The sequence below is a fragment of the Allobosea sp. CCNWLY174 genome (genome assembly GCF_037120455.1).
Classification (GTDB): Bacteria; Pseudomonadota; Alphaproteobacteria; order Rhizobiales; family Beijerinckiaceae; genus Allobosea; species Allobosea lupini.
Map to the genome: position 1 here is coordinate 579623 of NZ_JBBBBQ010000002.1, position 25709 is coordinate 605331.

At 67.0% G+C, this 25709-nt stretch carries 30 protein-coding genes; 11 read left to right on the forward strand and 19 right to left on the reverse strand.

Annotation, left to right across the window (positions count from 1 at the left end; genetic code table 11):
- Positions 1 to 58: 58 nt before the first annotated feature.
- Complete coding sequence (locus V7S63_RS09580) at positions 59 to 1270, reverse strand: MFS transporter (RefSeq protein ID WP_336530040.1); 1212 nt, start codon at positions 1268 to 1270, stop codon at positions 59 to 61.
- Positions 1271 to 1371: 101 nt separating this feature from the next.
- Between V7S63_RS09580 and V7S63_RS09585 the strand changes: the two genes are divergently transcribed.
- Positions 1372 to 1755, forward strand: coding sequence for an ArsR/SmtB family transcription factor (locus tag V7S63_RS09585; protein WP_244544067.1), 384 nt, complete (start codon positions 1372 to 1374; stop codon positions 1753 to 1755).
- Between the two features lie 25 nt (positions 1756 to 1780).
- Here V7S63_RS09585 and V7S63_RS09590 read toward each other — a convergent pair whose 3' ends face one another.
- Complete coding sequence (locus V7S63_RS09590; protein WP_336530041.1) at positions 1781 to 2755, reverse strand: quinone oxidoreductase family protein; 975 nt, start codon at positions 2753 to 2755, stop codon at positions 1781 to 1783.
- 64 nt (positions 2756 to 2819) lie between these two features.
- Complete coding sequence (locus V7S63_RS09595) at positions 2820 to 3524, reverse strand: RraA family protein (protein WP_336530042.1); 705 nt, start codon at positions 3522 to 3524, stop codon at positions 2820 to 2822.
- Positions 3525 to 3638: 114 nt separating this feature from the next.
- On the opposite strand from V7S63_RS09595, the gene V7S63_RS09600 reads away from it, so the two are divergent.
- A complete protein-coding gene (locus V7S63_RS09600) occupies positions 3639 to 4523 on the forward strand; it encodes a LysR substrate-binding domain-containing protein (RefSeq protein ID WP_336530043.1) in 885 nt (294 codons plus the stop codon).
- A gap of 1 nt (position 4524) precedes the next feature.
- Here the strand turns inward: V7S63_RS09600 and V7S63_RS09605 are convergent, their stop codons facing one another.
- Positions 4525 to 5907, reverse strand: a complete 1383-nt coding sequence (locus V7S63_RS09605) for an amidohydrolase family protein (protein ID WP_336530044.1) — start codon at positions 5905 to 5907, stop codon at positions 4525 to 4527.
- 143 nt (positions 5908 to 6050) lie between these two features.
- Here V7S63_RS09605 and zigA point away from each other — a divergent pair, with 143 nt between their 5' ends.
- The 3 genes from zigA to V7S63_RS09620 are packed head-to-tail and all read left to right on the forward strand — an operon-like array spanning position 6051 to position 9049.
- On the forward strand, positions 6051 to 7265 hold the full coding sequence (zigA, locus tag V7S63_RS09610) for a zinc metallochaperone GTPase ZigA (RefSeq protein ID WP_336530045.1): 1215 nt from the start codon (positions 6051 to 6053) through the stop codon (positions 7263 to 7265).
- A 38-nt stretch (positions 7266 to 7303) separates the two neighbouring features.
- Positions 7304 to 8602, forward strand: a complete 1299-nt coding sequence (locus tag V7S63_RS09615) for a YncE family protein (protein ID WP_336530046.1) — start codon at positions 7304 to 7306, stop codon at positions 8600 to 8602.
- Between the two features lie 45 nt (positions 8603 to 8647).
- Complete coding sequence (locus tag V7S63_RS09620) at positions 8648 to 9049, forward strand: GtrA family protein (protein WP_336530047.1); 402 nt, start codon at positions 8648 to 8650, stop codon at positions 9047 to 9049.
- 16 nt (positions 9050 to 9065) lie between these two features.
- On the opposite strand, the gene V7S63_RS09625 is transcribed toward V7S63_RS09620, so the two are convergent.
- From V7S63_RS09625 to V7S63_RS09635, 3 genes are read right to left on the reverse strand one after another with little or no spacing between them, the layout of a single operon-like run.
- Positions 9066 to 9755, reverse strand: a complete 690-nt coding sequence (locus V7S63_RS09625) for an aspartate/glutamate racemase family protein (protein WP_336530048.1) — start codon at positions 9753 to 9755, stop codon at positions 9066 to 9068.
- 18 nt (positions 9756 to 9773) lie between these two features.
- Positions 9774 to 10271 (reverse strand): anthrone oxygenase family protein, encoded by a 498-nt coding sequence (locus tag V7S63_RS09630; RefSeq protein WP_336530049.1) that lies wholly within the window; start codon positions 10269 to 10271, stop codon positions 9774 to 9776.
- Positions 10268 to 10981: a class I SAM-dependent methyltransferase gene (locus tag V7S63_RS09635; RefSeq protein WP_336530050.1), complete on the reverse strand. Its 714-nt coding sequence runs from the start codon at positions 10979 to 10981 to the stop codon at positions 10268 to 10270. The genes V7S63_RS09630 and V7S63_RS09635 overlap by 4 nt, the downstream gene beginning before the upstream one ends.
- Positions 10982 to 11126: 145 nt before the next feature.
- On the opposite strand from V7S63_RS09635, the gene V7S63_RS09640 reads away from it, so the two are divergent.
- Both V7S63_RS09640 and V7S63_RS09645 read left to right on the forward strand, forming a co-directional pair.
- A complete protein-coding gene (locus V7S63_RS09640) occupies positions 11127 to 12383 on the forward strand; it encodes a cyclopropane-fatty-acyl-phospholipid synthase family protein (RefSeq protein ID WP_336530051.1) in 1257 nt (418 codons plus the stop codon).
- A 2-nt stretch (positions 12384 to 12385) separates the two neighbouring features.
- A complete protein-coding gene (locus V7S63_RS09645) occupies positions 12386 to 13192 on the forward strand; it encodes an inositol monophosphatase family protein (RefSeq protein WP_336530052.1) in 807 nt (268 codons plus the stop codon).
- A 183-nt stretch (positions 13193 to 13375) separates the two neighbouring features.
- Here the strand turns inward: V7S63_RS09645 and V7S63_RS09650 are convergent, their stop codons facing one another.
- The 6 genes from V7S63_RS09650 to V7S63_RS09675 all read right to left on the reverse strand — a co-directional run bounded on the left by V7S63_RS09650 (position 13376) and on the right by V7S63_RS09675 (position 16766).
- Entirely contained in the window at positions 13376 to 13609 is a 234-nt protein-coding gene (locus V7S63_RS09650) for a hypothetical protein (protein WP_100964046.1), read from the reverse strand.
- 134 nt (positions 13610 to 13743) lie between these two features.
- A complete protein-coding gene (locus V7S63_RS09655) occupies positions 13744 to 13953 on the reverse strand; it encodes a cold-shock protein (RefSeq protein ID WP_076441136.1) in 210 nt (69 codons plus the stop codon).
- Positions 13954 to 14066: 113 nt separating this feature from the next.
- Entirely contained in the window at positions 14067 to 14384 is a 318-nt protein-coding gene (locus V7S63_RS09660) for a hypothetical protein (RefSeq protein WP_336530053.1), read from the reverse strand.
- A gap of 266 nt (positions 14385 to 14650) precedes the next feature.
- Positions 14651 to 15061, reverse strand: coding sequence for a VOC family protein (locus tag V7S63_RS09665; protein WP_336530054.1), 411 nt, complete (start codon positions 15059 to 15061; stop codon positions 14651 to 14653).
- 24 nt (positions 15062 to 15085) lie between these two features.
- A complete protein-coding gene (locus V7S63_RS09670; protein WP_326875180.1) occupies positions 15086 to 15421 on the reverse strand; it encodes a cupin domain-containing protein in 336 nt (111 codons plus the stop codon).
- 445 nt (positions 15422 to 15866) lie between these two features.
- Positions 15867 to 16766: a DMT family transporter gene (locus tag V7S63_RS09675; protein ID WP_336530055.1), complete on the reverse strand. Its 900-nt coding sequence runs from the start codon at positions 16764 to 16766 to the stop codon at positions 15867 to 15869.
- 92 nt (positions 16767 to 16858) lie between these two features.
- Between V7S63_RS09675 and V7S63_RS09680 the strand changes: the two genes are divergently transcribed.
- Positions 16859 to 17791 (forward strand): LysR substrate-binding domain-containing protein, encoded by a 933-nt coding sequence (locus V7S63_RS09680; protein ID WP_336530056.1) that lies wholly within the window; start codon positions 16859 to 16861, stop codon positions 17789 to 17791.
- A 135-nt stretch (positions 17792 to 17926) separates the two neighbouring features.
- On the opposite strand, the gene V7S63_RS09685 is transcribed toward V7S63_RS09680, so the two are convergent.
- Entirely contained in the window at positions 17927 to 18736 is an 810-nt protein-coding gene (locus V7S63_RS09685) for a prephenate dehydrogenase (RefSeq protein ID WP_336530057.1), read from the reverse strand.
- Between the two features lie 335 nt (positions 18737 to 19071).
- Positions 19072 to 20292, reverse strand: coding sequence for a glutamine-hydrolyzing carbamoyl-phosphate synthase small subunit (gene carA, locus V7S63_RS09690; protein WP_336530058.1), 1221 nt, complete (start codon positions 20290 to 20292; stop codon positions 19072 to 19074).
- A gap of 133 nt (positions 20293 to 20425) precedes the next feature.
- On the opposite strand from carA, the gene V7S63_RS09695 reads away from it, so the two are divergent.
- Complete coding sequence (locus V7S63_RS09695; RefSeq protein ID WP_336530059.1) at positions 20426 to 20887, forward strand: GatB/YqeY domain-containing protein; 462 nt, start codon at positions 20426 to 20428, stop codon at positions 20885 to 20887.
- 58 nt (positions 20888 to 20945) lie between these two features.
- On the forward strand, positions 20946 to 21443 hold the full coding sequence (locus V7S63_RS09700; RefSeq protein ID WP_100964034.1) for a hypothetical protein: 498 nt from the start codon (positions 20946 to 20948) through the stop codon (positions 21441 to 21443).
- A gap of 12 nt (positions 21444 to 21455) precedes the next feature.
- On the opposite strand, the gene V7S63_RS09705 is transcribed toward V7S63_RS09700, so the two are convergent.
- The 4 genes from V7S63_RS09705 to V7S63_RS09720 form a co-directional block, all read right to left on the reverse strand.
- Complete coding sequence (locus V7S63_RS09705; RefSeq protein ID WP_336530060.1) at positions 21456 to 21872, reverse strand: NIPSNAP family protein; 417 nt, start codon at positions 21870 to 21872, stop codon at positions 21456 to 21458.
- Positions 21873 to 21948: 76 nt separating this feature from the next.
- On the reverse strand, positions 21949 to 22875 hold the full coding sequence (locus V7S63_RS09710; RefSeq protein ID WP_336530061.1) for a LysR substrate-binding domain-containing protein: 927 nt from the start codon (positions 22873 to 22875) through the stop codon (positions 21949 to 21951).
- The gene (locus V7S63_RS09715) at positions 22875 to 23261 is read right to left on the reverse strand and encodes a type II toxin-antitoxin system VapC family toxin (RefSeq protein WP_336530062.1); all 387 of its coding nucleotides are present in this window, start codon (positions 23259 to 23261) and stop codon (positions 22875 to 22877) included. The genes V7S63_RS09710 and V7S63_RS09715 overlap by 1 nt, the downstream gene beginning before the upstream one ends.
- Positions 23258 to 23536 carry a type II toxin-antitoxin system VapB family antitoxin gene (locus V7S63_RS09720; RefSeq protein ID WP_336530063.1) on the reverse strand — a complete coding sequence of 93 codons (279 nt, stop codon included), beginning with the start codon at positions 23534 to 23536 and terminating at the stop codon, positions 23258 to 23260. Before V7S63_RS09720 ends, V7S63_RS09715 begins: the two co-directional genes overlap by 4 nt.
- 123 nt (positions 23537 to 23659) lie before the next feature.
- On the opposite strand from V7S63_RS09720, the gene dnaG reads away from it, so the two are divergent.
- The gene (gene dnaG, locus V7S63_RS09725) at positions 23660 to 25555 is read left to right on the forward strand and encodes a DNA primase (RefSeq protein ID WP_336530064.1); all 1896 of its coding nucleotides are present in this window, start codon (positions 23660 to 23662) and stop codon (positions 25553 to 25555) included.
- Positions 25556 to 25709: the final 154 nt, after the last annotated feature.

Sequence of the window (25709 nt, forward strand, 5' to 3'; positions counted from 1 at the left end):
AGCAGAACCCGCCCGCCGTGACGGCGAGCGGGCTGAGTGGTCGGTCGGCCAGTGCTCATCAGCGCACGGTGGGCGCGACCGCGATCTCACTGACGCGGGCGGCCTCGCGCGCCGCCGCCTTGCGCCGCTGCGTCGCGATCAGCAGCAGGCCGAGTGCGCCGAGCTCGCAGGCCGCCCCGACGAAGCCGAGCTCCGAGGTCGCGCCGTGGCGCAGCACCTGCTGGCCGAGCGCCGCGCCGGCGGCGATGCCGATATAGAGCGCCGAGGCGTTGAGCGAAAGCGCGACGACGACCGCATCGGGCGCCATCGAGGCGAGCCGCGACATCTGCGAGGGATGCCCGGCCCAGCCGGCGCCGCTCCAGACCATCAGGATCACCGGCAGCACAAAGATCGCCATCGCCGGCGGCAGCGTCACTGCGACGAGCGAGGCGGCCGCGAGCGAGGCTGCGAGCAGGGTCAGGACGAAGGTCAGCGTCGGCACCGGGCCGAAGCGGTCGCTGGCCTGGCCGCCGAGCTGGTTGCCCAGTGCCGAGCCGATGCCGGTCAGCACCAGGGTCGCGCTCAGCCAATGGCCGGAGATGCCGGCATGGGCTGAGAGGAAGGGCGCGACATAGGTGTAGAGCGTGAAGGCGCCGGTGGTCCAAAGCGCGGTGGTGCCGAGTGCGAGCAGCACGTCGCCGCGGCGCGCGACCTGCAGCCGCTCGGCGAGCGTGTTGGCACCGCGCGGCAGGCCGGCCGGCATCTTGACCACGAGGCCGGCGAGGGCGAGCGCGCCGAACAGCGCCACGACCAGGAAGGCGAAGTGCCAGCCGAGCGTGGCGACGGCGGTGCCGAGCGGCACGCCGAGGATCAGCGAGACGGTCATGCCGCCGGTGACCAGCGCGATCGCGCGCGCCCGGCGCTCCGGTGGGACGAGCGCCACCGCGACAGCGTTCGCCGCTGGCATGAACACGCCCGAACCGAGCGCCATGACGATGCGCGCCAGCATCAGCCAGGCGAAGTCGCTGGTGAAGGCGGCGAGGAGATTGGCAAGGGTGAAGACCGTCAGCGAGCCGACCAGCACGAGCTTGCGGTCGAGATTGCCGAACAGGGTCGAGAGCACCGGCGAGCCGATGGCGTAGGCGATGGCGAAGATCGAGATCAGTAGGCCGGCGGTGTCGACGCTGACGCCGAAGGCGGCGGCGAGGTTCGGCAGGATGCCGGTGATGACGAGGCTGCCCGTGCCGATGGCGAAGGCGCCGCCGGCCAGCAGAAGGAGACGGATGTCCATGGCAGAGCGCTCCGTGGGGAGTTGCCGACTATTTCAATGATCGTTGAATCATGGGCGTCGGCCGACCATGAGTCAATCCTAAATTCAAGGATCATTGAAACTTGTCAGGAGCGGCCGATGCAATTAAGCCGGAGGTGATGAAGCAGCTCTTCCACCCAGAGATCGAGGACGTCGTGCCGGCCGACGTGTTCGCAGCGCTGGGCGACCCGATCCGGCTCGGCATCCTGGTCTCGCTCGCCGATTGCGACGAGGTCGACAAGGCGCGCTGCGGCGCCTTCACCGAGCTCGCCTCGCCCTCGCTGCTCTCCTACCATTTCGCCAAATTGCGCGAGGCGGGGATCACCCGCTCGCGGGCGGAGGGGACGGTGCGCTTCCTCAGCATCCGCCGCGAGGAGTTCAACCGGCGCTTCCCCGGCCTGCTCGACAGCGTGATCGAGACGGCGCGGCGCGACCCGTCGGTGCCGCGGATCAAGATCGACGTCTGATCCGCGGCCCGCCCGAGGGGCGGCGTTATGGGATGAGGATCGTCGAGCCGGAGGTTCTGCGGGCCTCGAGGTCGCGATGCGCCTGCGCAGCATCGGCGAGTGGATAAGATTGCAGCGCCGCGATCTTGACCGTGCCATCGGCGACGACGGCGAACAAAGCGTTGGCAGCGGTTTCGAGGTCCTCGCGCCTGGCCATATAGGTCGCGAGCGTCGGCCGCGTCACGAACAGCGAGCCCTTGCTGGCAAGCTGGCCGACGGCGAAGGGCGGCACGGCTCCCGAGGCGTTGCCATAGCTCACCATCAGGCCGAGCGGGCTCAGGCTGTCGAGCGATGCCTCCCAGGTGTCCTTGCCGACCGAATCGAACACGACCGGAACGCCGGCACCATTCGTGATGTCGCGGACCCGCTCGGCGATGTTCTCGTCGCGATAAAGGATCGTATGGGCGCAGCCATGGGCGCGCGCCAGCGCCGCCTTCTCCTCGCTGCCGACGGTGCCGATCACGGTGACGCCGAGCGCGCTGAGCCATTGGCAGGCGATCAGACCGACGCCGCCGGCTGCGGCGTGCAGGAGCACGGTGTCGCCGAGCTTGGCGCGATAGGTCCGATGGATCAGGTAATAGGCGGTGAGGCCCTGCAGCATCATCGCCGCGGCCTGCTCGTCCTTGATTGCGTCCGGCAGCTTGACCAGAGGGCCGGCCGGCATGACGCGCGCGTCTGCATAGGCGCCGGGCGGGCCGCCGGCATAGGCGATGCGGTCGCCCGGCCGCAGGTCGGCGACACCGTCGCCGACCGCCTCGACGATGCCGGCCGCCTCCAGCCCGATGCCGCTGGGCAGCGGCAGCGGATAGAGCCCGCTGCGCTGGTAGACGTCGATGAAGTTCAGGCCGACGGCCGTCTGGCGCAGGCGGACCTGGCCTGGGCCGGGGGCGCCGAGCGTGGCGTCCTCATAGCGCAGCACGTCGGGGCCGCCAGTCTCGTGGATGCGGATCTGCTTGGTCATTGCGATGTCTCGTGATGGAGGCGGCTGACATGCCGCTGGTTTGCTGAAGTGGGCGGTGGCGCGGTCAGACCTCGCCGGCGGCCTCGATGTCCTTGAGATGCTGGCGGAAGCCGTAGGCCGGGTTCTGCGCCCGCGTCGCCAGGTACTGGTCGAAACGGGTCTGGCTGCGATAGCTGCGGCCATTGCGCATCGCCGCGAGCTGGCGCGCCTCGGTCTCGCGATAGCCGATCGCTGCCGCGACGATGTCCTCGATCCGGCTTTCGGGCAGGAACAGCACGCCATTGCTGTCGGCGGCGACGTAGTCGGTCTCGGCGATGCCGTGCTGGCCGACCAGCGCCTGACGGAAGAGGTCGTGTGGACGCGGATGCAGGCGCTGCGGCCCGGTCGGCAGCGCGCCGAGGCTGAAGACGGGCAGACCGAGCTCGGCGAGCTCGCGGTTGTCGCGATGCAGGCCCCAGATCACGAAGCCGGCGATGCCGGCGGCTTTGGCCTCGATCGCGACGATGTCGCCGATGCAGGCCTCGTCGAGGCGGCCGCCATTGTCGATGACGATCACCTCGCCCGGCGCGGCATGCTCGAGCAGCTCGAAGAAGACGTCGATGCTGCCGACATGGCGCACGGGGCGGGCGCGGCCGCGTACCTCCATGTCCGGCGCGAGCGGTCGCAAACCGGCGGGCGCGAAACGGATCGGCACGCCGCAGCGCAGGCAGCCATCTGCCAGATGCGGGGTGGTGAGCGTCTTTAGTTGCGCGATCAGATCGGGCTTCATGCGCTGTCCTCCATGGTCTGGTCCGGCCGCAAGGCCGCTGGACAGGACGCTAGCAATGCGAGATTATTCCGAATAACGAAATGATCTTAAGTCTGACTTCAGGAATTCGGGTCGATGTCGGCGAATTTCGATATGGACGCACTGCGGGCGATGGTGGTCGGGGTCGAACTCGGCAGCTTCGCCCGCGCCGCCACGCAACTCGGCCGATCGCAATCGGCGATCAGCATGCAGCTCAAGAAGCTGGAGGAGCAGGCGCGGCGTCCGCTGTTCCGCCGGGACGGGCGCGGTTTGGTGCCGACCGAGGCCGGCGAGGCGCTGCTGAGCTACGCCCGCCAGATCATCGCGCTGAACGACGAGGCCGCCGCGGCTATCGGCAACAGCGCAGGGGCTGCGACCGTGCGTCTCGGCCTGCCGCAGGACTTCTTCGAGGATGTGATGCCGGAAGTGCTGGGGCTGTTCTCGCAGCAACGTCCGAACTCCCATCTCGAAGTGAGAGCCGGCCGCAACTACGCGCTGGAGGAGGAGGTCCAGGCCGGCCGGCTCGACGTCGCGCTTGCCTTCTTCAAGGCGGGGTCATCGACGGCCGGCACGCATGTCGCGACGCTGCCACTGGTCTGGCTTGCCGCCGAGACCATGCGGCGGCCAGGCGCTGCCGAACTGCCGCTCGTGCTGTTCGACCATCCCTGCCTGTTCCGGCAGACCGCGCTCCAGACTCTCGACCGGCAGCGCCTGCGCTGGCGGCTGGCGCTGACGACGCCGAGCCTGCCGGGTCTGTGGGCGGCTCTGGGGGCGGGACATGGCGTCTCGGTCCGGACCCGCCACCGCCTGCCGGACACTGTTCGCGATGTCGGGGTCGAGCATGATCTGCCGGACCTGCCGCCGATCGAGGTGCGCCTGCTGGCATCGGGAGCGCGGACGCCGGCGGCCGGGGCTCTGCTCGACATCGCGACGGACGTTGTTCGCAGGCTGATCACTGAACCGGCGGCTGCCGCCGGCTAGATCAGCCGCAGCAGAGGCATCCCGGCCCGAACACCGCCCGGCTGCCGAGCGCCGCCAGCTTGCCGCGCCAGCCGGGTACTTTCTCCCTGATCCGCGCCATCGTCCGTTCGCGGTCGAGGCGGGTCGGGCGGCCATCCTCCACAACCACAGTCCCATCGACGATGCTGGTCACCACGTCGCTCCCCCTCGCATAGTAGACCAGCGCGGCATAGTCGCCGTAATAGGGCTGCAGGTGCGGCCGGTCGATGTCGACCATGATCAGGTCGGCCTTCTTGCCCCGTTCCAGCGAGCCGATCTCGTCCTGAAGTCCCATGACGCGCGCGGCGCCGATCGTGTGTAGTTCCAGCGCCTGGGCACAGGAGAGAGCAGTCGGGCTTCCCAGGCGCAGTCGCATCGCGTTGAGGGCGTTGCGCATGCCCTCGAACGGGTCGTTCAGCATCCAGTCGGTGGCGAAGCCGGTCGGAATACCGCGCGCCATGATGTCTTCGAGCGGCGGATAGCGGCCGCGGCGCGGATAGATCGTCGGGCAATGCGCGTAGGCCGCACCGCTCTCCTCCACCGCGTCGAGATCGCCAGTGCCGGCGAAGACGAGATGGGCGAGCACGACATCCGGGCCGAGCATGCCGACATCCCTGAGGAACTCGAGCGGGCCGCAGCCATGGACCGCCCTGATCTGCTCGACCTCGGCGATGCTCTGGGCGGCATGGATATGCATGCCGACGCCGAGCCGGTCAGCTTCGGCGCGAGCCGTCCGCAGCAGTTCGGCCGAGCAGGTGTCGGTGGCGTGGGTGCCGATGCGCGCGGTGATGCGGCCGTCGGCGGCGCCGTGCCAGCGCTCGGCGAAGGCGATGCCATCGCGGAGGCGTTCCTCGCCGATGTCGGGATGGTGGGTGTAGTCGCCACGCCAGAGCTCGTGCAGGCGGACATCGAACACTTTGTGGGCGATCTGGGCGCGCAGGCCGCAGGCCTCGACCGTGTCGGCGAGCCGGTGCGGCGCGTACCAAATGTCGTTGATCGTGGTGATCCCGGCCTGGAGCATGTCGGCGCAGCCAGCCTCCGCCAGCAGCGCCCACTCATCTTCCGTGATGTCCTTTTCCATCCGGAAGGCGACTTCGAGCAGCGCCGCCTTGGCGGCGTGGTCGTCGGTCTGGCTGCGGAACACCAATGACGCCGCATGCGAATGGCAGTTGACGAAGCCGGGCAGAACCGCCCGCCCGGTGCCGTCGAGGGTGCGGGCCGGTGCCCAATGTCCCTCGGGTTGACGCGGGCCGGCATGGAGGATGCGCCCGCCGGCGATCGCGACCTCGCCATCGGGGATGACCGGCAGGCCGGGGCTGAGCGGATAGAGGAATTCGGCGCGGACCAGCAGGTCGATCTCGGTCATGGCGCGGGCTCCTCCAACAGCGCGGGAGGGTGAGCTTAGGGCGCGTGCTGTGGAAGGCCAGCGACGCGCCTGCACGGCAGCCTTGCGTCAGCAATTCGCTCTCGCTATGAAATGTTACAACGTAACAAAACATGAGCTCCGATATGGACTCCCGCCTTCCCGTCACCGTGCTCTCCGGCTTTCTCGGCGCCGGCAAGACGACGCTGCTCAATCACGTCCTCAACAACCGCGAAGGCCGCAAGGTCGCGGTCATCGTCAACGACATGAGCGAGGTGAACATCGACGCCGACCTGGTCCGAGCCGGCGGCGGCGATCTCTCGCGCACCGACGAGAAGCTGGTCGAGATGAGCAATGGCTGCATCTGCTGCACCTTGCGCGACGATCTCCTCGCCGAGGTCGGCCGCCTCGCCCGCGACGGGCGCTTCGACTACCTCCTGATCGAGGGCACTGGCATCGCCGAGCCGCTGCCGATCGCCGCGACCTTCGAGTTCCGCGACGAGGACGGCTTCTCGCTCTCCGATCTCGCTCGGCTCGACACCATGGTGACGGTGGTCGATGCGGTGAACCTGCTGAAGGACTACGGCTCGCGCGATTTCCTGCGCGAGCGCGGCGAGACGGCCGGCGAGGGCGACGAGCGCACGCTGGTCGATCTCCTGGTCGAGCAGATCGAGTTCGCCGATGTCGTCGTGCTCAACAAGGTCGCCGATGCCGGGCCAGAGGCGGTGGCGCAGGCGAAATTGGTGATCCGGGCGCTCAATCCGGATGCGCGATTGATCGAGGCCGATTTCGGCCGCGCGCCGTTGGACGCGATCCTCGATACCGGCCTGTTCGACCATGAGAAGGCGCAGGAGCACCCGCTCTGGCACAAGGAACTCTACGGCTTCAAGGACCATGTGCCGGAGACCGAGGAGTACGGCATTTCCTCCTTCGTCTACCGGGCGCGCCGGCCCTTCCACCCCGAGAAATTCAACGCCTTCCTGGCGCAGAGCTGGCCAGGTCTGATCCGGGCCAAGGGCCATTTCTGGCTGGCGACGCGGCCCGAATGGGTCGGCGAGATGTCGCTTGCCGGCGCGATCTGCCGGACCGAGGCGATGGGCTTCTGGTGGGCAGCGGTGCCGCGCCCGCGCTGGCCCGACCATCCGGAATGGAAGGCGATCCTGAACCGGCACTGGCACTCGGTCTGGGGCGATCGCCGGCAGGAGCTGGTCTTCATCGGCGCGGGGATGGACGAACAGGCCATCCGCACCGGGCTCGACGCCTGCCTGCTCGGCGAGACCCCGACTATCGCCTTCAAGCCCGAGCGCTATCGCGACCTGCCCGATCCGTTCCCGGCCTGGCGCCGGGCCGATGCCGCTTGAGACCTCGCCCTTTTCCGTCGTTCGCTTTGGAGCCCAGAATGCGTCCGCTTTCCCTGTTGTCCACGCTCGCCATGTCGGCCTTGCTGTCGAGCCTGCCGGCGCTCGCCCATGACCATGCCGTGCTGCGCGGCCGTCTGGTCTTCGCCGACCACGAGAAACCTGTCGTGCGCGTGCTCGATCTCGACAGCGGCGAGGTCACGCACAGCTTCGACGTGCCCAAGGCCAATCCCGGCTTCGCCACCGCGCAGGGCGGCCGCTTCGTGGTGATCAAGACCGGCGACGATGCCGGCACGCTCCGCTTCCTCGACACCGGCCTGACGATCGAGTCGCATGGCGACCACAACGACATCGAGAAGGGGCCGGTGAAGCTCATCGACCTTGTGCTGACCGGCCAGAAGCCGGCCCATGTCATCTCGGGCCATGGCCAGGTCGCGCTGTTCTATGACGGCATCCGCCCCTGGGACGGTCCGAGCACGGCGAAAGCGGTGCTGGTCGCGATCAACGATCTCGCGAAGGACAAGCCGGCGCTGACGGAATGGCCGAGCCCGGGGCCGCAGCACGGCATCGTCGTGCCGCTCGGCGAGGGACGCTGGCTGATGTCGGTGCCGAACCCGGTCTATGTGAAGGGCGAGGATCGCAGCGCTTCGTCACGGCCCGACGGGTTCGAGATTCTCGATCGGACGAAGGGTGGCTGGACCAGGCTCGCCAGCTTCAACGATCCGGCCAAGCCCGACGCCTCCTGCAAGCTCTATCACGGCCATGCCGCAGCCGATGGCCGTCATGTCTTTGGCTGTGCCGAGGGCGAGGGCGGCGGCATGCTGGTGCTGTCGCAGGCCGGGGCGAAGTTCAGCGCGCACAAGCTCGCCTATCCCGACGAGCGCCGGATCAGCGCGATCAAGGCGAAGGCCGGCGCCAGGTTCATGGTCGCCAACTACGGCAAGACCTCGCCCTATGACGGCCTCCTCAGGGTCGATCCGACCGCCAAATCGCTGACGACAGCGGATGTCCTGCCGGTGCCGGGCGGTCAGTCGGCCTGCCAGTTCGAGCTCTCCACCAATGGCCGGCGGCTCGCCAATCTGACGCCGGATGGCAAGCTCAGGGTCTATGATGTCGCCGCCTGGAAGGAACTCGCCAGCTTCGACGCGGTGCCGGCCTTCGACTGCCAGTACGGCGCCAAGACCCCGACGCCCTCGCTCGCGGTGGTCGGCGGCAGCGCCTATGTCAGCGACCCCACCAACGGCCGCATCCGCGAGTACAATCTCGAGACGTTGAAGCAGGCGCTCGACCTGCCGGTCGAAGGCATGCCGGCCAATCTCGCCGGCAGCGATGCAGGCTGAATAGCCGTAGGCTTCCATTCAGTATCCGGGGTATAGGCATCCCGGATGCTGAACCGCCTTCCCCGCCAAACGCGCCAGGTCATCGCCTATGCCTTCTCGGGCGTGATGGCGGCAGTGGCGCATTATGGATTGCTGATCGGGCTGGTCGAGCTCGGCCGGGTCGATCCGGTTGCCGCCTCGCTCGCCGGCTTCGTGCTCGGCGGCGTCGTCTCCTACCTGCTGAACCGCTGGCTGACCTTCGAGGCGACCCGCACCCATGGCGAGGCGAGCTGGCGTTTCGGCCTGATCGCCTTCGGCGGCTTCCTGCTGACCGGCTTGCTGATGCACCTCTTCGTCAAGGTTGCCGGTCTGCCCTATCTGCCGATGCAGGTGGTCACCACGCTGATCGTGATGGTCTTCACCTTCGCCGGGCACAAGTTCTTCTCCTTCGCCGATCGGGCGCAGTGAACGGCGGCTCCAGGGTCTAGAGATCACTCAGTGTCTTGCGCCCCGCCGCCAGGTCGGCGAGCAGCGCGACATGGACATCCAGGGCGTCGACGACCCGATATCCCGGATCCTGCCCGTCAAAAGCCAGGTTGAGATCGGTTCCGGCAAGGACGATGGCGTCGGCTCCGGCCGCGATCATGCGACGCCCGGCATCGAGGAACAGATCCTGCTGCGAGGCCGAGCAGGTGCCGGCCACGGCAACCTCCTGGTAGGCTTGGCCGAGGGTCTCGATCTCGTCGTCCAGCGCCAAGGCCTCGGTATGTGCGAGCTGGCCGTAAAGGCGGGTACGCATCACCACCCGCGTGCCGAGCAGCCCGACGCGCTTGATGCCCTGCTCGACGAAATAGGCGTCGAGCGGCGTGACGGCGGAGACCAATGGCAAGGGCGACAGCGCCGCCAGCTCGTCGAAGCAGAAATGCGCGCCGAGTGAGGACAGGGCGGCGCAATCGCAACCTGCATCCTTCAGGCGCGCGACCAGCGGAAGAAAGGCCTGCGCCTGCTCGGCCTTGCGGTCGGCCAGATTGTTGCGGATCAGCTCGTGAATCTCGCCATGGACGATCGTCAGGTCGAGCCTGGGCACGCCGCGTGCCGCCGCGGCCGCGGTCAGGCGCTGGTAATAGACCACCGTCGCCGCGACGCCGATGCCGCCGATGAGGCCGATATGCATTGATCTCGTTCTCCGTGATCAGGCCTGGCCGGCGGCGTAGAGCGCCCAGCCGACCAGCAGCAGGCTCGCAAAGCTCGCGACGGTGCGGACATGGTTCCACAGCGTCCACGGACGGGAATAGTCCTGCCACAGCGTCCGCGCCTGCTCGGGATCGGCCGGGATCGTGGCGATGGCGAGCGCCTCGTTCATCGGCACGTTGGCGACGATGGTGACGAGGAAGGTGCCGGCCAGATAGACGATGGCGGCGAGCGCGAGCAGCAGTGCGACCTGTCCGGCGCCCTGCTTCCACCATAGGCCAGCCGCGACCAGCGCGACCACCGGCGTGCCGAAGAAGGCCGGAAAGAAGATGGCGTTGCGGACGACGATGTTGATGCTCTGCATCGCGGCGATCGCGGCTTTCGGATCGACCGCATCCAGAGCCCACATCACCGACATCGAATAGGCGTAGAAGAACCCGGCCATGGCGCCGGCGAGAGCCAAGGTGACGACGGTGAGTGCGAGCGCGAGCGAGGTCATCGCGTCGGAACCTCCGCCGCCAGCGGCTTCCTGGCCGAGAATGCCATGCGGTGCGGGTTATGGCCGAAATTCGTAATGCGCGTGACGCCGGTGAAGCCTGCGGCCTCGATGAGCGCGGTGATGCCGACGGCGCTGTAGGTCGAGAGGCCGTATTGCGCTCGCAGCTTGCGGTAGTCCGAGAAGACGGTGCGGACGAGGCCGCCGAGCGCCGCGACGAGAAAGCCGCCGCGCCAGGCGAAGCCGAGCAGCTCGGTCGCATCGGTCAAGGCCGAGAGGTCGGGCGGGATCACGTCGGCGAGGATGAGCTTGCCGCCGGGCTTGAGCTTGGCGAGCCAGGTCGACAGTGCCCGCTTCAGCTCATCCTCGCCGAGGTACTGGATCAGCGAATTGGCGACGACGAGGTCGAGCGAATCATCCAGCAGGGCCTCGACCTCTTCCGGCGAGACCACCGAGAGATTGGCGAGCCTGCCGAAGCGGGCTCTCAGTTTCTCGCGGACGGTCGGAGCAGCTTCGCACAGGATCAGCCTGCCGCTCGCCGCGGCGACGAGATCGGCCGAGAGCGCTTCGCCGCAGCCGACATCGAGCACGCTTGCGTCCTTTGAGGGCACTGCGGCGGCGATATCCTGCGCGATGCGGCGGTAATGCAGGGCCTTGTGACGATCCGAAACGTAGATCGCATGCTCGCCATTCCAGAAATCACGCCAGGACATCGGGTCTCCGTTTCGAGGGTCGCCTTCGCGGCTAGCCCTTAGCATGGCTGCGCTGCGCGTGCAGAGCAGGTTGATTGCCTGCGGGGTTTACGGCACGGCTGCTGAGCCAATAGCTTGCGCGCGACCGACCGGAGCCTGCCCGACCATGCTGCTGTTGCCGAAACTCCTGAAGCGCTCGATCCGCAAGGGCCGGTTGACCGTGATCGCGCCGGACGGAACGCGGCATGTCTTCGGGCCGGGGCGGACTGAGTTCACCTTCGCCGGCAAGCCGGTCGTCGCCGGCGAGGTGACGGTGCGCTTCAAGGATACCAAGATCGAGCGCGAGCTCTTCCTCAATCCCGAGCTGGCATTGGCCGAAGGCTACATGGACCAGCGGATCGAGTTCGAGGACGGTTCGACCATCCATGACCTGCTGACGCTGTTCTGGATCCAGCGCAGCGAACTGCGCAAGCACCCGCTGCAGGCGGCGATCCGCAAGATCCGCTTCAAGATCCGGCGCTGGCGGATGCACAATCCGCTCGGCATCGCCGGCAAGAAGGTCAAGCACCACTACGACATCCCGACCGAGTTCTACCGGCTCTGGCTCGACGAGACGATGACCTATTCCTGCGCCTACTGGCACAGCCCCGAGGTCGGGCTCGAAGCCGCGCAGAAGGCCAAGCTCCGCCACATCGCCGCCAAGCTGAAGATCGAACCGGGCATGCGCGTGCTCGATATCGGCTCGGGCTGGGGCGAGCTTTCGATCTATCTCGCCAAGGCCTGCGGGGCGAAGGTGACCGGGCTCAACGTCTCGCCCGACCAGATGGCGGCGGCGCAGAAGCGGGCGGAAGCCGCCGGCGTCGGCGATGCCGTGAGCTTCATCAACAAGGATTATCGCGAGCTGACCGGGACGTTCGACCGCGTCGTCTCGGTCGGCATGATGGAGCATGTCGGCGTCGCGCATTACCTCGAATATTTCGAGAAGATCCGCGACCTGCTCACCCCCGATGGGATCGCGCTGGTCCACTGCATCGGCCGGGTCGGCCCACCCGGCTTCACCGGCCCGTTCTTCGACAAGTACATCTTCCCCGGCGGCTATGCCCCGGCCCTGTCGGAGGTGTTTGCCGCCGTCGAGCAGACCGGCCTCTGGCATTCCGACTGCGAGTTCTGGCGCCGGCACTATCACTGGACGCTGGAAGCCTGGCGCGAGCGCTTCATGGCGCACCGGCCCGAGGTGGTGACCATGCTGGGCGAGCGCTTTGCTCGTATGTGGGAGTTCTACCTCTCCGCCTGCTCGATCTCCTTCGATATCGGCGGCGACATGGTGTTCCAGCTGCTGCTCGGCCCGCACAAGAGCGCCGTGCCGGTGATCCGGGATTATATCACCGAGGCGGAAGCCGAGCTGGAACAGCGGGGCTTCTGACGATGGCGAGGCAGGAGCTGATCGAGCAGGTCTCGATCCTGCTGCGCGAGGTCGCGGCCGAGGTTGTGATGCCGCGCTTCCGGAAGTTGGGCGAGACGGACGTCCGGGTGAAATCGCCGGGCGAGGAGGTCACGGTCGCCGACGAGGAGGCCGAGCGTCTGCTCACTCTCCGGCTGCCGGCGCTGCTGCCCGGCTCCCGGGTGATCGGGGAAGAGGCGGTCTCGGCGCAGCCGGAGCTGCTGCAGGAGCTGGGCGAGGGCACGGTCTTCGTCGTCGACCCCGTCGATGGCACCGCCAACTTCGTCAAGGGCAGCCCGTGCTTCTCGATGATGGTGGCGCTGCTGCGCGAGGGTGAGCCCATCGCCTCCTGGATGCTCAGCCCGGCGACCGGGACGCTCCATGTCGCCGAGCGCGGCGGCGGCGCCTGGGTCGATGGGAAACGCGTCCGGGTGGGACAGCCGCCGCAATGGACCGGGCTGCGCGGCGGCGTGCTCACCCGCTTCCTTCCGGCGGAGATGACGGCGCGGGTGCAGGCCAATGGCCAGGACCTTGCCGCCATCCTGCCGGGCATGCATTGCGCCGGCGAGGACTATCCGGCGATCGTGCGCGGCGAGCAGCATTTCGTGATGTTCTGGCGCGGCCTGCCCTGGGACCATGCGCCGGGCACGCTTTTCCTCGAAGAGGCCGGCGGCCGGGCGGCGCGCTTCGACGGGCGCCCCTACAGGCCGGCCGAGCCGGGCTTCGGCATCCTGGCGGCGCAGACGCCGGCCCTCTGGGACGAATTGCAGCGGCGGCTGTTGGCTGATTGAGGCGAGCCGGCTCTCGGCAAGCACAAGCGTCCCGGCGGCTTGTCACCGCAGGCCTTTTGAACCGTCATTCGAGAAAGGAAACGGGGCGGGGCTGCATTGCATCCTGCAACTGCCTGGCCATGCCGAGGCCGCGCGATGGGCCACTGCCCATCCAGGGCCGGAATGCCCGCCGCCGATAGGCGATCAGGCCGGGACGATTTTGCGGCGTGTCTTGGACTTGGCCGGGGAGAGAGCCTGGGCCTCACGGTCGAGCGCCTCCTTGTGCAGCCGCAGCTGCCTCAACTTCGCAGTATTCGCGTCTCGGGCCTGAGCGATGCTGTCTGCCTCGGAGATGATCCGATTGCGGGCCAGCGCCTGTGTCTGCACCTTCAGGAAATTGTTGTCGGCATCGGTGCGTTGCCTTGAATGTTCAGCCAAATTGGCCTCCATTTGGTTTTGATTGCCGGGTCAGGCCATAAAAAAGGCCAAGCATTCGCTTGGCCTTTCCTCGGAAATCATTCCAGTCAGTGGTGCCGGTACATCCATGGTCACCGCGACGAATGATGACCGGATCACGCAGCCTGAAGCTGCTCGGCAGCCATCTTGCCAGACCGATTGTCGCGAGCGACCTCGAAACCGATCTTCTGGCCTTCCTGAAGATCGCGCATGCCAGCGCGCTCGACGGCGGAGATATGCACGAAGACGTCCTGGCTGCCATCGTCAGGCTGAATAAAGCCGAAGCCTTTGGTGGAATTGAACCATTTCACTGTGCCGGTGGTCATTGAAGAACCCTCCTGTTGGCAAGACCTGTCGTCCGCCATGCGAATGCTCGGCGGATTCAGAACGATTTTGAAAGGGGAGTTCGTCAGAAACGCGCCGAAGCGCGAAAATAAAACTAACCGTCCGAGCAAATATCGACGAAAATACTTCTAGGATTTTGTGAGGTGCATGTCAATTTATTTGTTCGTTTATTTTTATTTCGAATGTAGAAATGTCGAGTTTTTTTGGATTTTGTTGAAGAGAAACCTGCTTTCCGGATCAGTTTTGGTGAAAATCTACTGCTTTTTCTGTCGGCTTTTTCGTGTGGAACGCCGCGAGGTGCAGCCGCTGGCGCGTGTCGAGGCGCGTCGATTTGGCGGCCGCCTCGCCCAGCGGTGACTTCCATCAGGCTGAGCGTAATCACCACCCGACCAAGCGCGAGATGCGTCGTCATCGGTCAGCTGAAACTGGGCAAACTCGAGTGGCTGCAGATGACGCTCCGCGGCTGCAGCCACTCGCCCGTTCAGTCCAGCCGCAAAGAGCAAGAACTTCCCGGAATTGTCCTTGGGCGCGCTATGCTCTTCACCATCGCACGGTCGCTGTTCGCGACAGGCTGTCTGCCAGCTTGTCGAGGCCGGGCGTGACAGACGGAGCAGGGCGCTTTCGACGCCCGCGACATCGCTCGGGCCAACCCGGCTCATGCAGTGCTCCGCGGCGCGGCTAAACCGCCGGCATCGCCGCCATGTCGGCGAAGACGGCTTCGAAGGTGTGGCCGTCGGCGTCCTCGAAGGCGCGGTTGTAGAGCCAGCCCAAATCGGTCGCCGGCCGCGGATCGGCCTTGCCGCCGGCTGCCGCTGCCGCCGCGACCATGGCGTCGACCTCGGCGCGGCTCGCCAGTGTGAGCGCCAGCAGCACCTGCGCCCCGGCTTGGGCGTCGGCGACGGGCTTGCTGACGAACGTCGCGAAATAGTCGCGGGTCAGCAGCTGGAAGGTGATCGTCTCGGACCAGACCATGCTCGACGACTGGTGATCGCTGAAATCCGGGTTCTGCCTGCAGCCGATCGCCTCGTAGACGCGCGTCGCGGCGCCGATGTCGGCGACGGGCAGGTTGACGAAGATCATCTTGGACATGGTCAGTCTCCTTGCTGAGCGATTTCACAGGTTCTGCTGCAGGATTCGCCCGTTCGGGTGGACGCAAATCAGTTCGAGCCGGCCGTCGCCGACATTCTCGAAGCGGTGCGGGATGTCGGCCGCAGCGACGACGACGTCGCCGGGATAGCCGCGCGTCCTTTCGCCGCCGACAGTGAACTCGGCCTCGCCCTTGCGGACGATCCAGGTCTCTGAATAGGGGTGGACGTGCAGCATCGAGCCCTGGCCCGGCTCGGCGTCGACGATGAAGAACGAAACCGGGCCGCCGAGCTTCTCACCCTCGAAGCGCACGGTGCGGTTGGCGCCGCGCTGCTGATCTTCGGACCGAAGGACGTTGAACATAGCTGCCTCCCTGGGCTGATCGCGGACTGAGTTATCTTGACGAAAAGATATCTAATCGAGAGGTATCTTCCTGTCAAGATAATTATCTTTGCGCCAAGATATCTTGGCGCAGCGGCGCTGGGAGGGGGGCGACCGCCTGCGCCGGCAATGATCCTGGGATCGACGCGAGCTGAGCGATAGCGCAGGGCGATCAATGAAGGCAGGTCGTGCCCGAGCTTGACCTACGGCTGTCCGGTCGAGCGCTGGACGAGCCGCGTATCCTTCTCCCCTTGCAGGAGAAGGTGGCCCGTAAGGCCGGATGAGGGGTCGCGCAGGTCCTGACAGTCAATAAAATACGACGCCGGACTTGCGATCAGCGTCGCGCGACCGCTCACGCTAACCCTCTCCCGCAAGGGGAGAGGGGATCGCGTGAGCGCTGTGCGCCGCCCGAGAATGACGATGAGGTTCAGCGCTTCAGGTTGACGAGGACCACTCCAGCCAGCGCCATGGCGCCGCCGATCAGGCCGAGCGCGGTCGGGACCTCGCCGAGCCAGACAAAGCTGATCAGCATCGCCGCCGGCGGCACGCAGTACTGGAAGTTGGCGGCGCGGGCGGCCGGCAGGCGCGAGAGGGTGATCGCCCAGGTGCCGTAGGCGACGACGCTGGAGACCAGGGCAAGCCAGACCACCGACCAGATCGCCTGCGCCGGGGCCGCCGGCAACTGCTCCAGCGCGCCGGGCAGGAACGGCGTCAGGGCAAGGCCGCCGATCGCCATGTTCCACGCTGCGACGGTGAGCGGCTTGTGGCGGGCAAAGAGCGGCTTCTGCACCACGGTCGAGACCGAGTTGCACAAAGCGGCGCCGAGGATCAGCAGGACGCTGACGCCGATATTGAGGTCGAGCCCGTTGCCAATCGCGATGACGCCGATGCCGGCGAAGGCCAGCGCGGTGCCGGCCCAGGCGAGAGCGCTGAAGCGCTCGTTCAGGACGAGCATGGCGAGCGCCGCCGTCATGATCGGGTTGGTGTTGATGATGAAGCTCGCCGCGCCCGCCGGAACGACGCGCTGGCCGAGATTGAGGAAGATCGCATAGAGCGCGATGAAGACGATGCCGCCGGTGAGGAAGCGCCAGATATCGGCGCGCTCGGGCAGCTTCGGCCGAGTCACGATCAGGAAGAGCGCCGCGAACACGCCGGCGATGGCGAAGCGCAGCGCAGCCAGCTCGAGTGCGCCGAAGCCGGAAAGGCCGGCCCGGATCGCCGGGAAGGAGGAGGCCCAGGCGATCACGGTGAAGGGGATGGTGAAGAGCAGCATGGCGTCGAGGGTGGAGCCGGGCCGGGAGGACGCGGCGGAGGGGACGGTTGTCATGGCAGGCCTCAAAGGCTGGTGACGGTTCGCCTTCGGATAAGCGCCTCGGCGAGCTGATTGACAAACGAGTAATTCGATGGCGAGCTGTGAACATGGATCACAGCTCGCCACTTCCGCCGCTGGACACGCTACGCGCCTTCGAAGCCGCGGCCCGCTCGGGCAGCTTCTCGGCTGCGGCCGAGGCGCTGAACCTCACCCATGGCGCGATCTCCCGGCAGGTCGCCAAGCTTGAGCATTGGCTCGGCCTGCGCGTGTTCGAGCGCCAGGCGCGCGGCGTCGCGCTGACGCCGGAGGGGCAGCGGCTGTTCCAGCGCACGCAGGAGGCATTCTCGGTCTTCGCCGACTCATCCGACCGTTGGAGCGAACCGCGCGGGACGGCGGTGGTGCGCTTCAGCGCGACGCCTTCCGTCTGCTCGCTCTGGCTGATGCCGCGCTGGCAGCGCCTCGAAAGCGGCGACCCCACCGTGCGGATCATGCTGCAGGTCGACCATCGCAAGGTCGACCTCGAGGAGGAGGGCATCGACCTCGCCATTCGCTGCGGCCGGGGCGGCACGCCGGGCCGGGTCTCGGTGCAGCTCTTCGAGGAGTGGTGCTATCCCGTCGCCTCGCCGGAGCTGGCCAGGACGATCGGCGAGGGCAAGCCGGAGCGCTTTCTCGACCAGCCGCTGATCCATGATTCGGACGCCGCGGGCTGGCGCGCCTGGTTCAATGCACAGGGGCTGGACTTCCGGCCGCGCCAGCAGGACCGGCGCTTCGAGGATTACAATCTTGTGCTCGACGCTGCCGCGTCCGGGCTCGGCGTGGCGCTATCGCGCCCGCCGCTGGCGCAGGCGCAGGTCGATACCGGGCGGATCGTCAGGGTCGACCAGCGCACGGCGCTCAACCCGGTCTCCTACTGGCTCGACCGGCCCATGGGGCAGCCACGGCCGGCGGCGGTCGCGCTGGCGACAAGGATCGCGCATCAGGCCGGGCTGTCGGCAGGCAAGCTCGCGGGCTTCCTGAGGACCGAGGCGAAAGCGGCCTAGCCATCGTCGGCAGGGAAGAGCTCGGGGAACCCTCTCCTGGAAGGAGCGGGCAGGGTGAAGTGTAGGCTGTTGGACCAGTGACACGAGCGGTCAACGCGCGGTCAGGTTCAAGCCACCGTTTTCAGTCCGAACACCTCACCCAACCCTCTCCTTCCAGGAGAGGGCTCCCGCGTCCCGCTGGTCGAAGGACGAAGCGGCATCCCGGTCGAGATGCGCCCGCATCTCCTCGGCGAGCGCGAAGAAGCGGTCGCGCACCGGCCGTGCATGCGGGTTGGCCTGCTCGATGGCGAGGAAGACGGCCGGGCTGTCATGGCGGACCATCTCGGTTGCGCGCATCAGCAGGTCGAAGCTCGCGGTTGTCATGCGCCGCGGCAGCGGCTCCATCGCGACCAGTATCTTGGCGATGAGATGGGTCAGGCCCTGGACCATCGCCGCCTCCCGGTCATGCGCCTCGGGTGTCGTCATGATCACCTTGAGACCAAGCACGCGGCGCAGGAAGGCGGCGATGCGCCAGGCGCTGGCGCCGCGGATCGGGCAGATCGCGATCTTGAGGCCGGCAATGCCGTCACGGCCGCTCTGCGGGCCGAAGAGCGGATGGGTGCCGACGATCCCGACGTCCTCGGGCAGCTCGGCTAGCATGGTCATGGCCGGGCCGATCTTGACCGAGCCGACATCGACGACGATCGCTCCGGCGCGCAGATGCGGCCGCAAGGTCGCGATCGCCTGCGAGAGGGCTGAGACCGGCACGGCGAGGATGACGATGTCGCAGGCGGCGATCTCTGCCGGGTGGGCGGCGATGATGCCGCCCGCGGCCGCATCGGCCGGCAGCGCCGGATCGAAAGCGATCAGATGGCAATGCGGGCGGAGATGGCGGGCGATCAGCCGGCCGAAGGCGCCGAAGCCCATCAGGCCGACGGAGGGAGTGGTGATATTCGGGAAAAACATCGCGTGGTCCTCTGGAGGGGCCGCGATGCCGGGTGACTGCCTGATTTCAACCGCCAGCGCGGCGGTTGAGACATGAAAATGCCACCGCCTCTATGAGGACGGGGCGTAATAGTTGCGGGCGAGCAGGCAGGCAAAGGTCATGGCGCGCATAAAGCGCGGGCGCATGGGCCTGTCAATCCTGGGAGCTTCATGAACCAGCTCCGTGTCATCCCGGCCGTAGCGTAGCGAAGAGCCGGGATCCATTCCCGAACCGTGCCGGAATGGATCCCGGGTCTCCCTTCCGTCGCCCGGGATGACCGCGCAACCTTGATATCAGCTGCGGAAAACGGGCCGCCTCAAGCGGCCTTCTTGGCCTTTTCCGTCTCCATCAGCTCGACGAAGCGGTTGAAGAGGTAATGGCTGTCCTGCGGGCCGGGTGAGGCTTCCGGATGGTGCTGGACGCTGAAGGCCGGGCGGTCGGTCAGGGCGAGGCCGCAGTTCGAACCGTCGAAGAGCGAGACATGGGTCTCGGTCGCGTTGGCCGGCAGCGTCGCCGGATCGACGGCGAAACCGTGGTTCATCGAGACGATCTCGACCTTGCCAGTGGTCTTGTCCTGGACCGGATGATTGGCGCCGTGATGGCCCTGCTTCATCTTCATGGTCTGACCGCCGATGGCGAGGGCCAGCATCTGGTGGCCGAGGCAGATGCCAAAGGTCGGGATCTTGCGGTCGAGCAGTTCCCTGATCACCGGCACGGCATATTCGCCGGTCGCTGCCGGATCGCCGGGGCCGTTCGACAGGAAGACGCCGTCGGGGTTGAGGGCGAGGATGTCCTTGGCCGATGCGGTCGAGGGCACGACCTCGACCTCGCAGCCGGCTTTGGCCAGCAGGCGCAAGATGTTGCGCTTGACGCCGTAGTCGATGGCGACGACGCGATGCGCCGCGCTCTCGCGCTTGCCGTAGCCGCGCGGCCAGAGCCAGGGCGTCTCGTCCCAGTCATAGCGCTGGGTCGCGGCGACGAGCGGCACGAGGTCGAGCCCGGCCATGTCGGGCAGGGCGGCGGCCTCCTTCTTCAGGGCCTCGATGTCGAAATCGCCGGCCGGGTCATGGGCGATGACGGCGTTGGGCATACCGTTCTCGCGGATCAACGCGGTCAGGGCGCGGGTGTCGACGCCGCTGATGCCGACGATGTTGCGGGCCTTGAGCCAGGCGTCGAGATGCTTGGCGGCGCGCCAGTTTGAGGGCTGGGTGACCTCGGCATGCAGCACGATGCCACGCACGCCGGAGGAGGCGGCGGCGTTGACCGTCTCGGTGTCCTCCTCGTTGACGCCGACATTGCCGATATGCGGGAAGGTGAAGGTGATGATCTGCCCGGCATAGGACGGGTCGGTCAGGATTTCCTGATAGCCGGTCATCGCCGTGTTGAAGCAGACCTCGCCGGGCGCCTGCGCGATCGCGCCGAGGCCGAAGCCTTCGAGCACCGTGCCGTCGGCCAGCACCAGCACGGCAGTCGCGCGCGGCTCGACCCAGCCCTCTTGCCCGCCTTGCGCGGCGGGGTTTCCTTCGTGAGCGGTCATGTCTATGTCTCGTCCAGGCCGCTGGAAGCTGCGGCAAGCGTGAAGGCTGCGCGAAATGGCGCTGCCGGTCTGGAGCGCGAGCCTTAATCAGGCGGCCGCGCCCCGTCAATGAATGAAGAAGGTTCGTACCATCATGTCCACTCTGCGCGAGCAGTTCACTGCCGACCTCAAGACCGCGATGAAGGCCGGCGAGAAGGGCAAGGTCGCTGCCATCCGCCTGATCCAGTCGGCGCTGAAGGACAAGGACATCGAGGCGCGCGGCGCCGGCAACGGCGAGGCGACGCCGGACGAAATCCTCGCCTTGCTGCAGAAGATGATCAAGCAGCGCCAGGAATCGATCGCGATCTACGACGCCAATGGCCGGCCCGAGCTCGCCGAGGGCGAGCGCGCCGAGGTCGCGGTGATCTCGTCCTACCTGCCCAAGCAGATGAGCGACGAGGAGATCAAGGCGGCGATCGAGGAGGTCATCGCCGAGACCGGCGCATCCGCCGTCAAGGACATGGGCAAGGTCATCGGCGCGCTGCGCGCGGCTTACGCCGGCCAGATGGACTTCGCCAAGGTCTCGCCTATGGTAAAGCAGTTGCTGGGCGGCTGATCCGCGGGCGGCATTTTCGCCAGATCGACGGACAGCGTTTCGGCAAAGGAGGCTTCCGATGTCGAAACGATCGATCGCTATCCTGACGCTCGGTCTGACCCTGCATGGCTCGGCTGCTCTGGCTCAATCCGAAGGCTGGGGTACCGGCTACCAGATGGGCACCTCCTATGCCGGGGTGAACGGTGCCGACGGGACGCGGCTCACCTTCTATTGCGGCGCTGCGGCGGCGGCCCGCGCCAATCCGGCGATTGCGGGCGGCCCCTATCTGATCGCCGTCCTGCCCAAGACGCAGCTCAAGGACGCCCTGCCGTCGGCGATCGAGATCGTGGCCGACGGCAAGGCGACGCGGGTGCCGGTCACGGCGCAGGCGGGCATCGACGAGGTCGAACTGACCTGGAAACCCGACGGCAGTTTCGGCGCTGCACAGATGAAGCCGGTAGTGGCAGCCTTGCGCGATGCGACGCGCATCGAATTGCGGGCCGGCGACGCCGCCGTCCTGCTGCCGACCGAGGGCGTGGCGAAAGCCCTGGCGGACGACCCGCTGCAGTGTCCTTAGAGAGGCGTCTACTCAGGGCGAATAGCTCGTGCGCTGCATCACGCGCTCCTCGATTCCGCCGACCAGGCGGCCGTGCTCGGCCGAGGTGCGCTCCTTGATCGCAGACCATTCCGCGTCCTGCATGAAGCTGGCCCAGCTCTGGCGCATGCTCACCTCGTCGGGCCAGCGCAGGACGTAGATGAATTCCGTGCGATCCTTGGTCCTGGCCTCCCACATCGCGGCGATGTCGAAGCCATAGGTCTTCATGATGCGGGCGGCGTGGTCGCGGAAGCGGGCGTGAAAGGCCTCCTTGTTGCTCTCGAAGATCTCGTAGATGCGCAATTGCTCGATCATGGTCACTCGTTCGGTTGCCGAGGTCGGGGTGGTGAAAAGGGCGGCCGCGGCCAGGGCCGCGCCGATCAGGCCCCATCGTCGCAAGCGGTTTGGCATAGCGAATGCTCCCTCGTTGTTGCTGTCGAGGAAAGGCTGCCAGCCGCGATGATCGCGGTAAAATATATTGTTTGTTCTAGTTTGATATGAACTGCATATCGCAGGCCACGTGCCTGAGCACGGCGAGGAAGTTGTCGCGGGCCAACGAATGACGCGTCGCATCCCAGGCCGCGATCAGCTCGATATTGGTCATCTCCGGCGGCGCCTCGACGGCGATCGGCCGGAAGGCAACCCCGGCGCGCGGTATCAGCGCCAGTGACGCCGGGATCAGCGAGACGCCGAGGCCGCTCGCGACCAGGCTGGCGATGGTCTGCATCTGGCGTGCTTCCTGAACGATGCGCGGCGAGAAGCCGGCGAGGCGGCAGAGCCCGATGATCTGGTCGTGGAAGCCGATGCCGAGCTGGCGCGGCGTGCCGATGAACTCGGTGCCGGCGAGGGCGGCGAGAGGGATGCTCTCCTCTCCGGCGAGGGGGTGGTCATCCGGCAGTGCGGCGAGAATCGGCTCGCGCAGCAGGGTTTCGCTGGCGAGCTGAGCCACCATGATACCGGGCTGGCGCATCAGGCCGATATCGGCCTCGCCCGCGGTGATCGCTGCGAGCTGCTCGCCCGTGGTCGCCTCGCGCAGGACGAGCTCGATGTCGGGGAATTGCGCGCGGAAGCGGCGCAGCGCCAGAGGCAGCAGGTCATGGGCCGTGCCGACGAAGCTGATCGCGAGCCGGCCGGCCTGGCCGGCGGCGACGGCCCGCGCTTCGCGGATGCCCTCATCGAGCTGGGCGAGGATGCGCCGGGCGCTGATGAGGAAGGCCGCGCCGGCGGGCGTCAGCGCGACGCTGCGATTGCTGCGCTCGAACAGAGATAAGCCGAGCGCATCCTCGAGCTTGCGGATGGCCTGGCTCAGCGGCGGCTGCGCCATGTGCAGCCGTTCGGCCGCGCGGTGGAAGTTCAATTCCTCGGCGACGGCGATGAACTGGCGCAGCAGCCGTGTCTCGACCGCTGGCGGCATCAGGCCCGCTCGATGTCGGTCTGCGTGAAATCCGCGCCCTTGTAGAGCAGCGGCCAGCCGCGCGACCTGGCCAAAGCGTAGGCCGCGCAGTCACCCATGTTCAGCTTGGCAGGATGGCGGCCCTTGCCGTAGCGGCGATAGGCGTCGAAGGCGAATTCGATGTCTTCCTTATCGAACGGCACGATCTCGATCTGCCACCGGGACAGGAGATTGTTCAACAGAATCGATTCGAGACCACGGCCGAGTTCGAGGACGAGCCGTGCTTCCAACAAGTTGGTGGCCGAAATGCAGCGATGTGATGCGAGGGCAATGCGTTCGAGCAGGGCCTGAGCGTCGTGCTCACCGGTTATGATCGCGACGACTGCCGAGGCGTCGATGACGATCATCCCCACATTCCGTTCTCGTCATAGCCGACGATATCGTCCATCTCCTCCTTGGTCATGGAACGCTCGGCCGGCTTGATGCCGTACTTCTTGTAGAACTCCTTCATCCAGGCATGCGCCGCCGCCACCCGCCGCGCCTTCTCCTCCTCGGACAATTCGTCCTTGTCGAGCTCGCTCCTGACGGCCATGCGCACGGCCTCTGTCAGGCTGAGGCCGCGCCGGCGCGCCAGCTGGCGCACCGCTTTCTCCGTCTCCGGGTCCTTGATGTTGAGCGCCACGGCTTTCTTCCTTTTTCGCGATTTTCTTTATCATATGGGGCTTGCTGTGGATATGGACCATAAGCCCGACAAGGGCGCCTTCAGGAGTTGGCAAGCGGGCTCGCAGCGGCCAGATAGGGAGCCATGAAGTTCCCGCCCTCCGTGCTCGAGGAGATCAAGGCGCGGCTGCCTGTTTCGGCGGTCGTGGGCAAGCGCGTGCGCCTCGCCAAGGCCGGCCGCGAATGGAAGGGGCTCTCGCCCTTCAATGCCGAGAAGACGCCGTCCTTCTTCGTCAACGACCAGAAGGGCTCCTTCTTCGATTTCTCCTCCGGCAAGAACGGCGACATCTTCAAGTTCGTGATGGAGACCGAAGGGCTGTCCTTTCCGGAGGCGGTCGAAAAGCTCGCCTCGGAAGCCGGCGTCACCCTGCCGAAGGTCTCCTTCGAGGCGCAGATCCAGGAGGAGAAGCGCAAGGGGCTGCATGAGGTGGTCGAGCTGGCGGCGCGCTTCTTCGAGGCCGAGCTGCAATCGGAGCGCGGCGGGCTGGCGCGGCGCTATCTCTCGGGGCGCGGGCTGGAAGGGCAGGCGCGCCAGCTCTTCCGCATCGGCTATGCCCCGCCGGACCGCTTCGCGCTGCGCGACCATCTCGCGGCTAAGGGCGTCGGCGCCGATGCGATGATGGAGACGGGGCTGCTGGTGCATGGCGAGGAGATCGCCGTGCCCTATGACCGCTTCCGCGACCGGATCATGTTCCCGATCCACGATGCGCGCGGTCGCGTCGTCGCCTTCGGCGGCCGGGCGATGAGCGCCGACGTCCCGGCCAAGTATCTGAACTCGCCTGAGACGCCGCTCTTCCACAAGGGCGCGCTGCTGTTCAACCACCACAATGCCCGCAAAGCCGCGCACGACACCGGCCAGGTCATCGTGGTCGAGGGCTATGTCGACGTCATCGCCATGACGATGGCCGGCTTCCCGCAGGTGGTGGCACCGCTCGGCACGGCGCTGACCGAGGACCAGCTTTCGCTGCTCTGGCGCATGGCGGGCGAACCGGTGATCTGCCTCGATGGCGACAAGGCCGGCCGCAAGGCGGCGGGCCGGGCGATCGACCTCGCGCTGCCGCTGCTGGAGCCGGGGCGCTCGCTCTCCTTCGCGCTTTTACCGGAAGGGCAGGATCCGGATGATCTCGCCCGCTCGGGTGGCAAGCCCGCGGTCGCCGAGGTGATCGGTTCGGCCAAGCCGCTCGTCGACATGCTCTGGGCCCGCGAATTCGAGGCGAGCCAGCTCGACACGCCCGAGCGGCGCGCCGCCTTCGAGCGCCGCCTGAAGGAGCCGCTCGGCCTGATTCGCGACGAGGTCACCCGCCGGCACTACCGCCGCGAGATCGACGAGCGGCTCGGCCAGCTCTTCGCGCCGGCGCGGCAGGAGCGGTTCGAGGGCCGGCGCCAGAGCGGGTTCGGCGGCGGTACTGCGCGCGGCGGCGGGCGCGGCTTTCCGCGTGGCTCCGAACGGCCGCCGCTGTCGCTGGTGCGGCCGAGCCCGCAACTTGCCGGTTCGCAGATGATGCAGCGCAGGCACGGCGAAAACACGCGCGAGGCGTTCATCCTGCTGGCCCTTGCGAGCCATCCGGACCTCGTCATGCGCTGCGTCGACGAGATCGCCGAGCTTGCGCTCGACGGGACCGCGGCCGAGCGCTTCCGCCAGGCGCTCGTCGAAGCGGCCTTCGATGGGAGCTTCGACCAGGAGGCGTTCGGGCGCAGGCTGGAGCAGACCCGCGTGGCGGAGGCGAGGGCGGCGCTGCTCGCCGTCACTCAGCCGGCCGAACGGCTGAAACTCGCGCAAACGGCTGATCCTGAATCTGTTTTTGATTCGATTCGTCAGGCTCTCGTCTTGCATCATCGCGCACGCACGCTACATAGCGAGCTGAAGGCAGCCGAACGCGCATTGGCTGACGAACCAACGGAAGCCAATTTCGCCTGGATGAAGGACGTCAAGGCTCGCCTCGAGACGATCGAGGGGACCGAGGCCAACCCCGAGAAATGACCAGGCCGGCCCGTTGCTTTCGTCGGCAGAATCGAGGACGGCTTTGAGGATGGTGCACGATTCATCAACGATGGTCGGTGCTATCCATGGCGGATGAGTTGGGTGGGTGCGCGGCAGTGACGTCTGCCGCGGCGCCCTTTTATGCGTCGGGGCC

What these genes read in the sequence shown, in the direction of transcription:
- carA (WP_336530058.1), bottom strand. Translation starts at nt 20,292, where the DNA reads ATGACCGCTCACGAAGGAAACCCCGCCGCGCAAGGCGGGCAAGAGGGC.
- V7S63_RS09590 (WP_336530041.1), bottom strand. Translation starts at nt 2,755, where the DNA reads ATGACCAAGCAGATCCGCATCCACGAGACTGGCGGCCCCGACGTGCTG.
- V7S63_RS09695 (WP_336530059.1), top strand. Translation starts at nt 20,426, where the DNA reads ATGTCCACTCTGCGCGAGCAGTTCACTGCCGACCTCAAGACCGCGATG.
- V7S63_RS09635 (WP_336530050.1), bottom strand. Translation starts at nt 10,981, where the DNA reads ATGTCCTGGCGTGATTTCTGGAATGGCGAGCATGCGATCTACGTTTCG.
- V7S63_RS09665 (WP_336530054.1), bottom strand. Translation starts at nt 15,061, where the DNA reads ATGTCCAAGATGATCTTCGTCAACCTGCCCGTCGCCGACATCGGCGCC.
- V7S63_RS09700 (WP_100964034.1), top strand. Translation starts at nt 20,946, where the DNA reads ATGTCGAAACGATCGATCGCTATCCTGACGCTCGGTCTGACCCTGCAT.
- V7S63_RS09615 (WP_336530046.1), top strand. Translation starts at nt 7,304, where the DNA reads ATGCGTCCGCTTTCCCTGTTGTCCACGCTCGCCATGTCGGCCTTGCTG.
- V7S63_RS09580 (WP_336530040.1), bottom strand. Translation starts at nt 1,270, where the DNA reads ATGGACATCCGTCTCCTTCTGCTGGCCGGCGGCGCCTTCGCCATCGGC.
- V7S63_RS09625 (WP_336530048.1), bottom strand. Translation starts at nt 9,755, where the DNA reads ATGCATATCGGCCTCATCGGCGGCATCGGCGTCGCGGCGACGGTGGTC.
- V7S63_RS09710 (WP_336530061.1), bottom strand. Translation starts at nt 22,875, where the DNA reads ATGCCGCCAGCGGTCGAGACACGGCTGCTGCGCCAGTTCATCGCCGTC.
- V7S63_RS09705 (WP_336530060.1), bottom strand. Translation starts at nt 21,872, where the DNA reads ATGCCAAACCGCTTGCGACGATGGGGCCTGATCGGCGCGGCCCTGGCC.
- V7S63_RS09605 (WP_336530044.1), bottom strand. Translation starts at nt 5,907, where the DNA reads ATGACCGAGATCGACCTGCTGGTCCGCGCCGAATTCCTCTATCCGCTC.
- dnaG (WP_336530064.1), top strand. Translation starts at nt 23,660, where the DNA reads ATGAAGTTCCCGCCCTCCGTGCTCGAGGAGATCAAGGCGCGGCTGCCT.
- V7S63_RS09640 (WP_336530051.1), top strand. Translation starts at nt 11,127, where the DNA reads ATGCTGCTGTTGCCGAAACTCCTGAAGCGCTCGATCCGCAAGGGCCGG.
- V7S63_RS09655 (WP_076441136.1), bottom strand. Translation starts at nt 13,953, where the DNA reads ATGACCACCGGCACAGTGAAATGGTTCAATTCCACCAAAGGCTTCGGC.
- V7S63_RS09645 (WP_336530052.1), top strand. Translation starts at nt 12,386, where the DNA reads ATGGCGAGGCAGGAGCTGATCGAGCAGGTCTCGATCCTGCTGCGCGAG.
- zigA (WP_336530045.1), top strand. Translation starts at nt 6,051, where the DNA reads ATGGACTCCCGCCTTCCCGTCACCGTGCTCTCCGGCTTTCTCGGCGCC.
- V7S63_RS09620 (WP_336530047.1), top strand. Translation starts at nt 8,648, where the DNA reads ATGCTGAACCGCCTTCCCCGCCAAACGCGCCAGGTCATCGCCTATGCC.
- V7S63_RS09595 (WP_336530042.1), bottom strand. Translation starts at nt 3,524, where the DNA reads ATGAAGCCCGATCTGATCGCGCAACTAAAGACGCTCACCACCCCGCAT.
- V7S63_RS09660 (WP_336530053.1), bottom strand. Translation starts at nt 14,384, where the DNA reads ATGACGACGCATCTCGCGCTTGGTCGGGTGGTGATTACGCTCAGCCTG.
- V7S63_RS09630 (WP_336530049.1), bottom strand. Translation starts at nt 10,271, where the DNA reads ATGACCTCGCTCGCGCTCGCACTCACCGTCGTCACCTTGGCTCTCGCC.
- V7S63_RS09680 (WP_336530056.1), top strand. Translation starts at nt 16,859, where the DNA reads ATGGATCACAGCTCGCCACTTCCGCCGCTGGACACGCTACGCGCCTTC.
- V7S63_RS09600 (WP_336530043.1), top strand. Translation starts at nt 3,639, where the DNA reads ATGTCGGCGAATTTCGATATGGACGCACTGCGGGCGATGGTGGTCGGG.
- V7S63_RS09715 (WP_336530062.1), bottom strand. Translation starts at nt 23,261, where the DNA reads ATGATCGTCATCGACGCCTCGGCAGTCGTCGCGATCATAACCGGTGAG.
- V7S63_RS09685 (WP_336530057.1), bottom strand. Translation starts at nt 18,736, where the DNA reads ATGTTTTTCCCGAATATCACCACTCCCTCCGTCGGCCTGATGGGCTTC.
- V7S63_RS09675 (WP_336530055.1), bottom strand. Translation starts at nt 16,766, where the DNA reads ATGACAACCGTCCCCTCCGCCGCGTCCTCCCGGCCCGGCTCCACCCTC.
- V7S63_RS09670 (WP_326875180.1), bottom strand. Translation starts at nt 15,421, where the DNA reads ATGTTCAACGTCCTTCGGTCCGAAGATCAGCAGCGCGGCGCCAACCGC.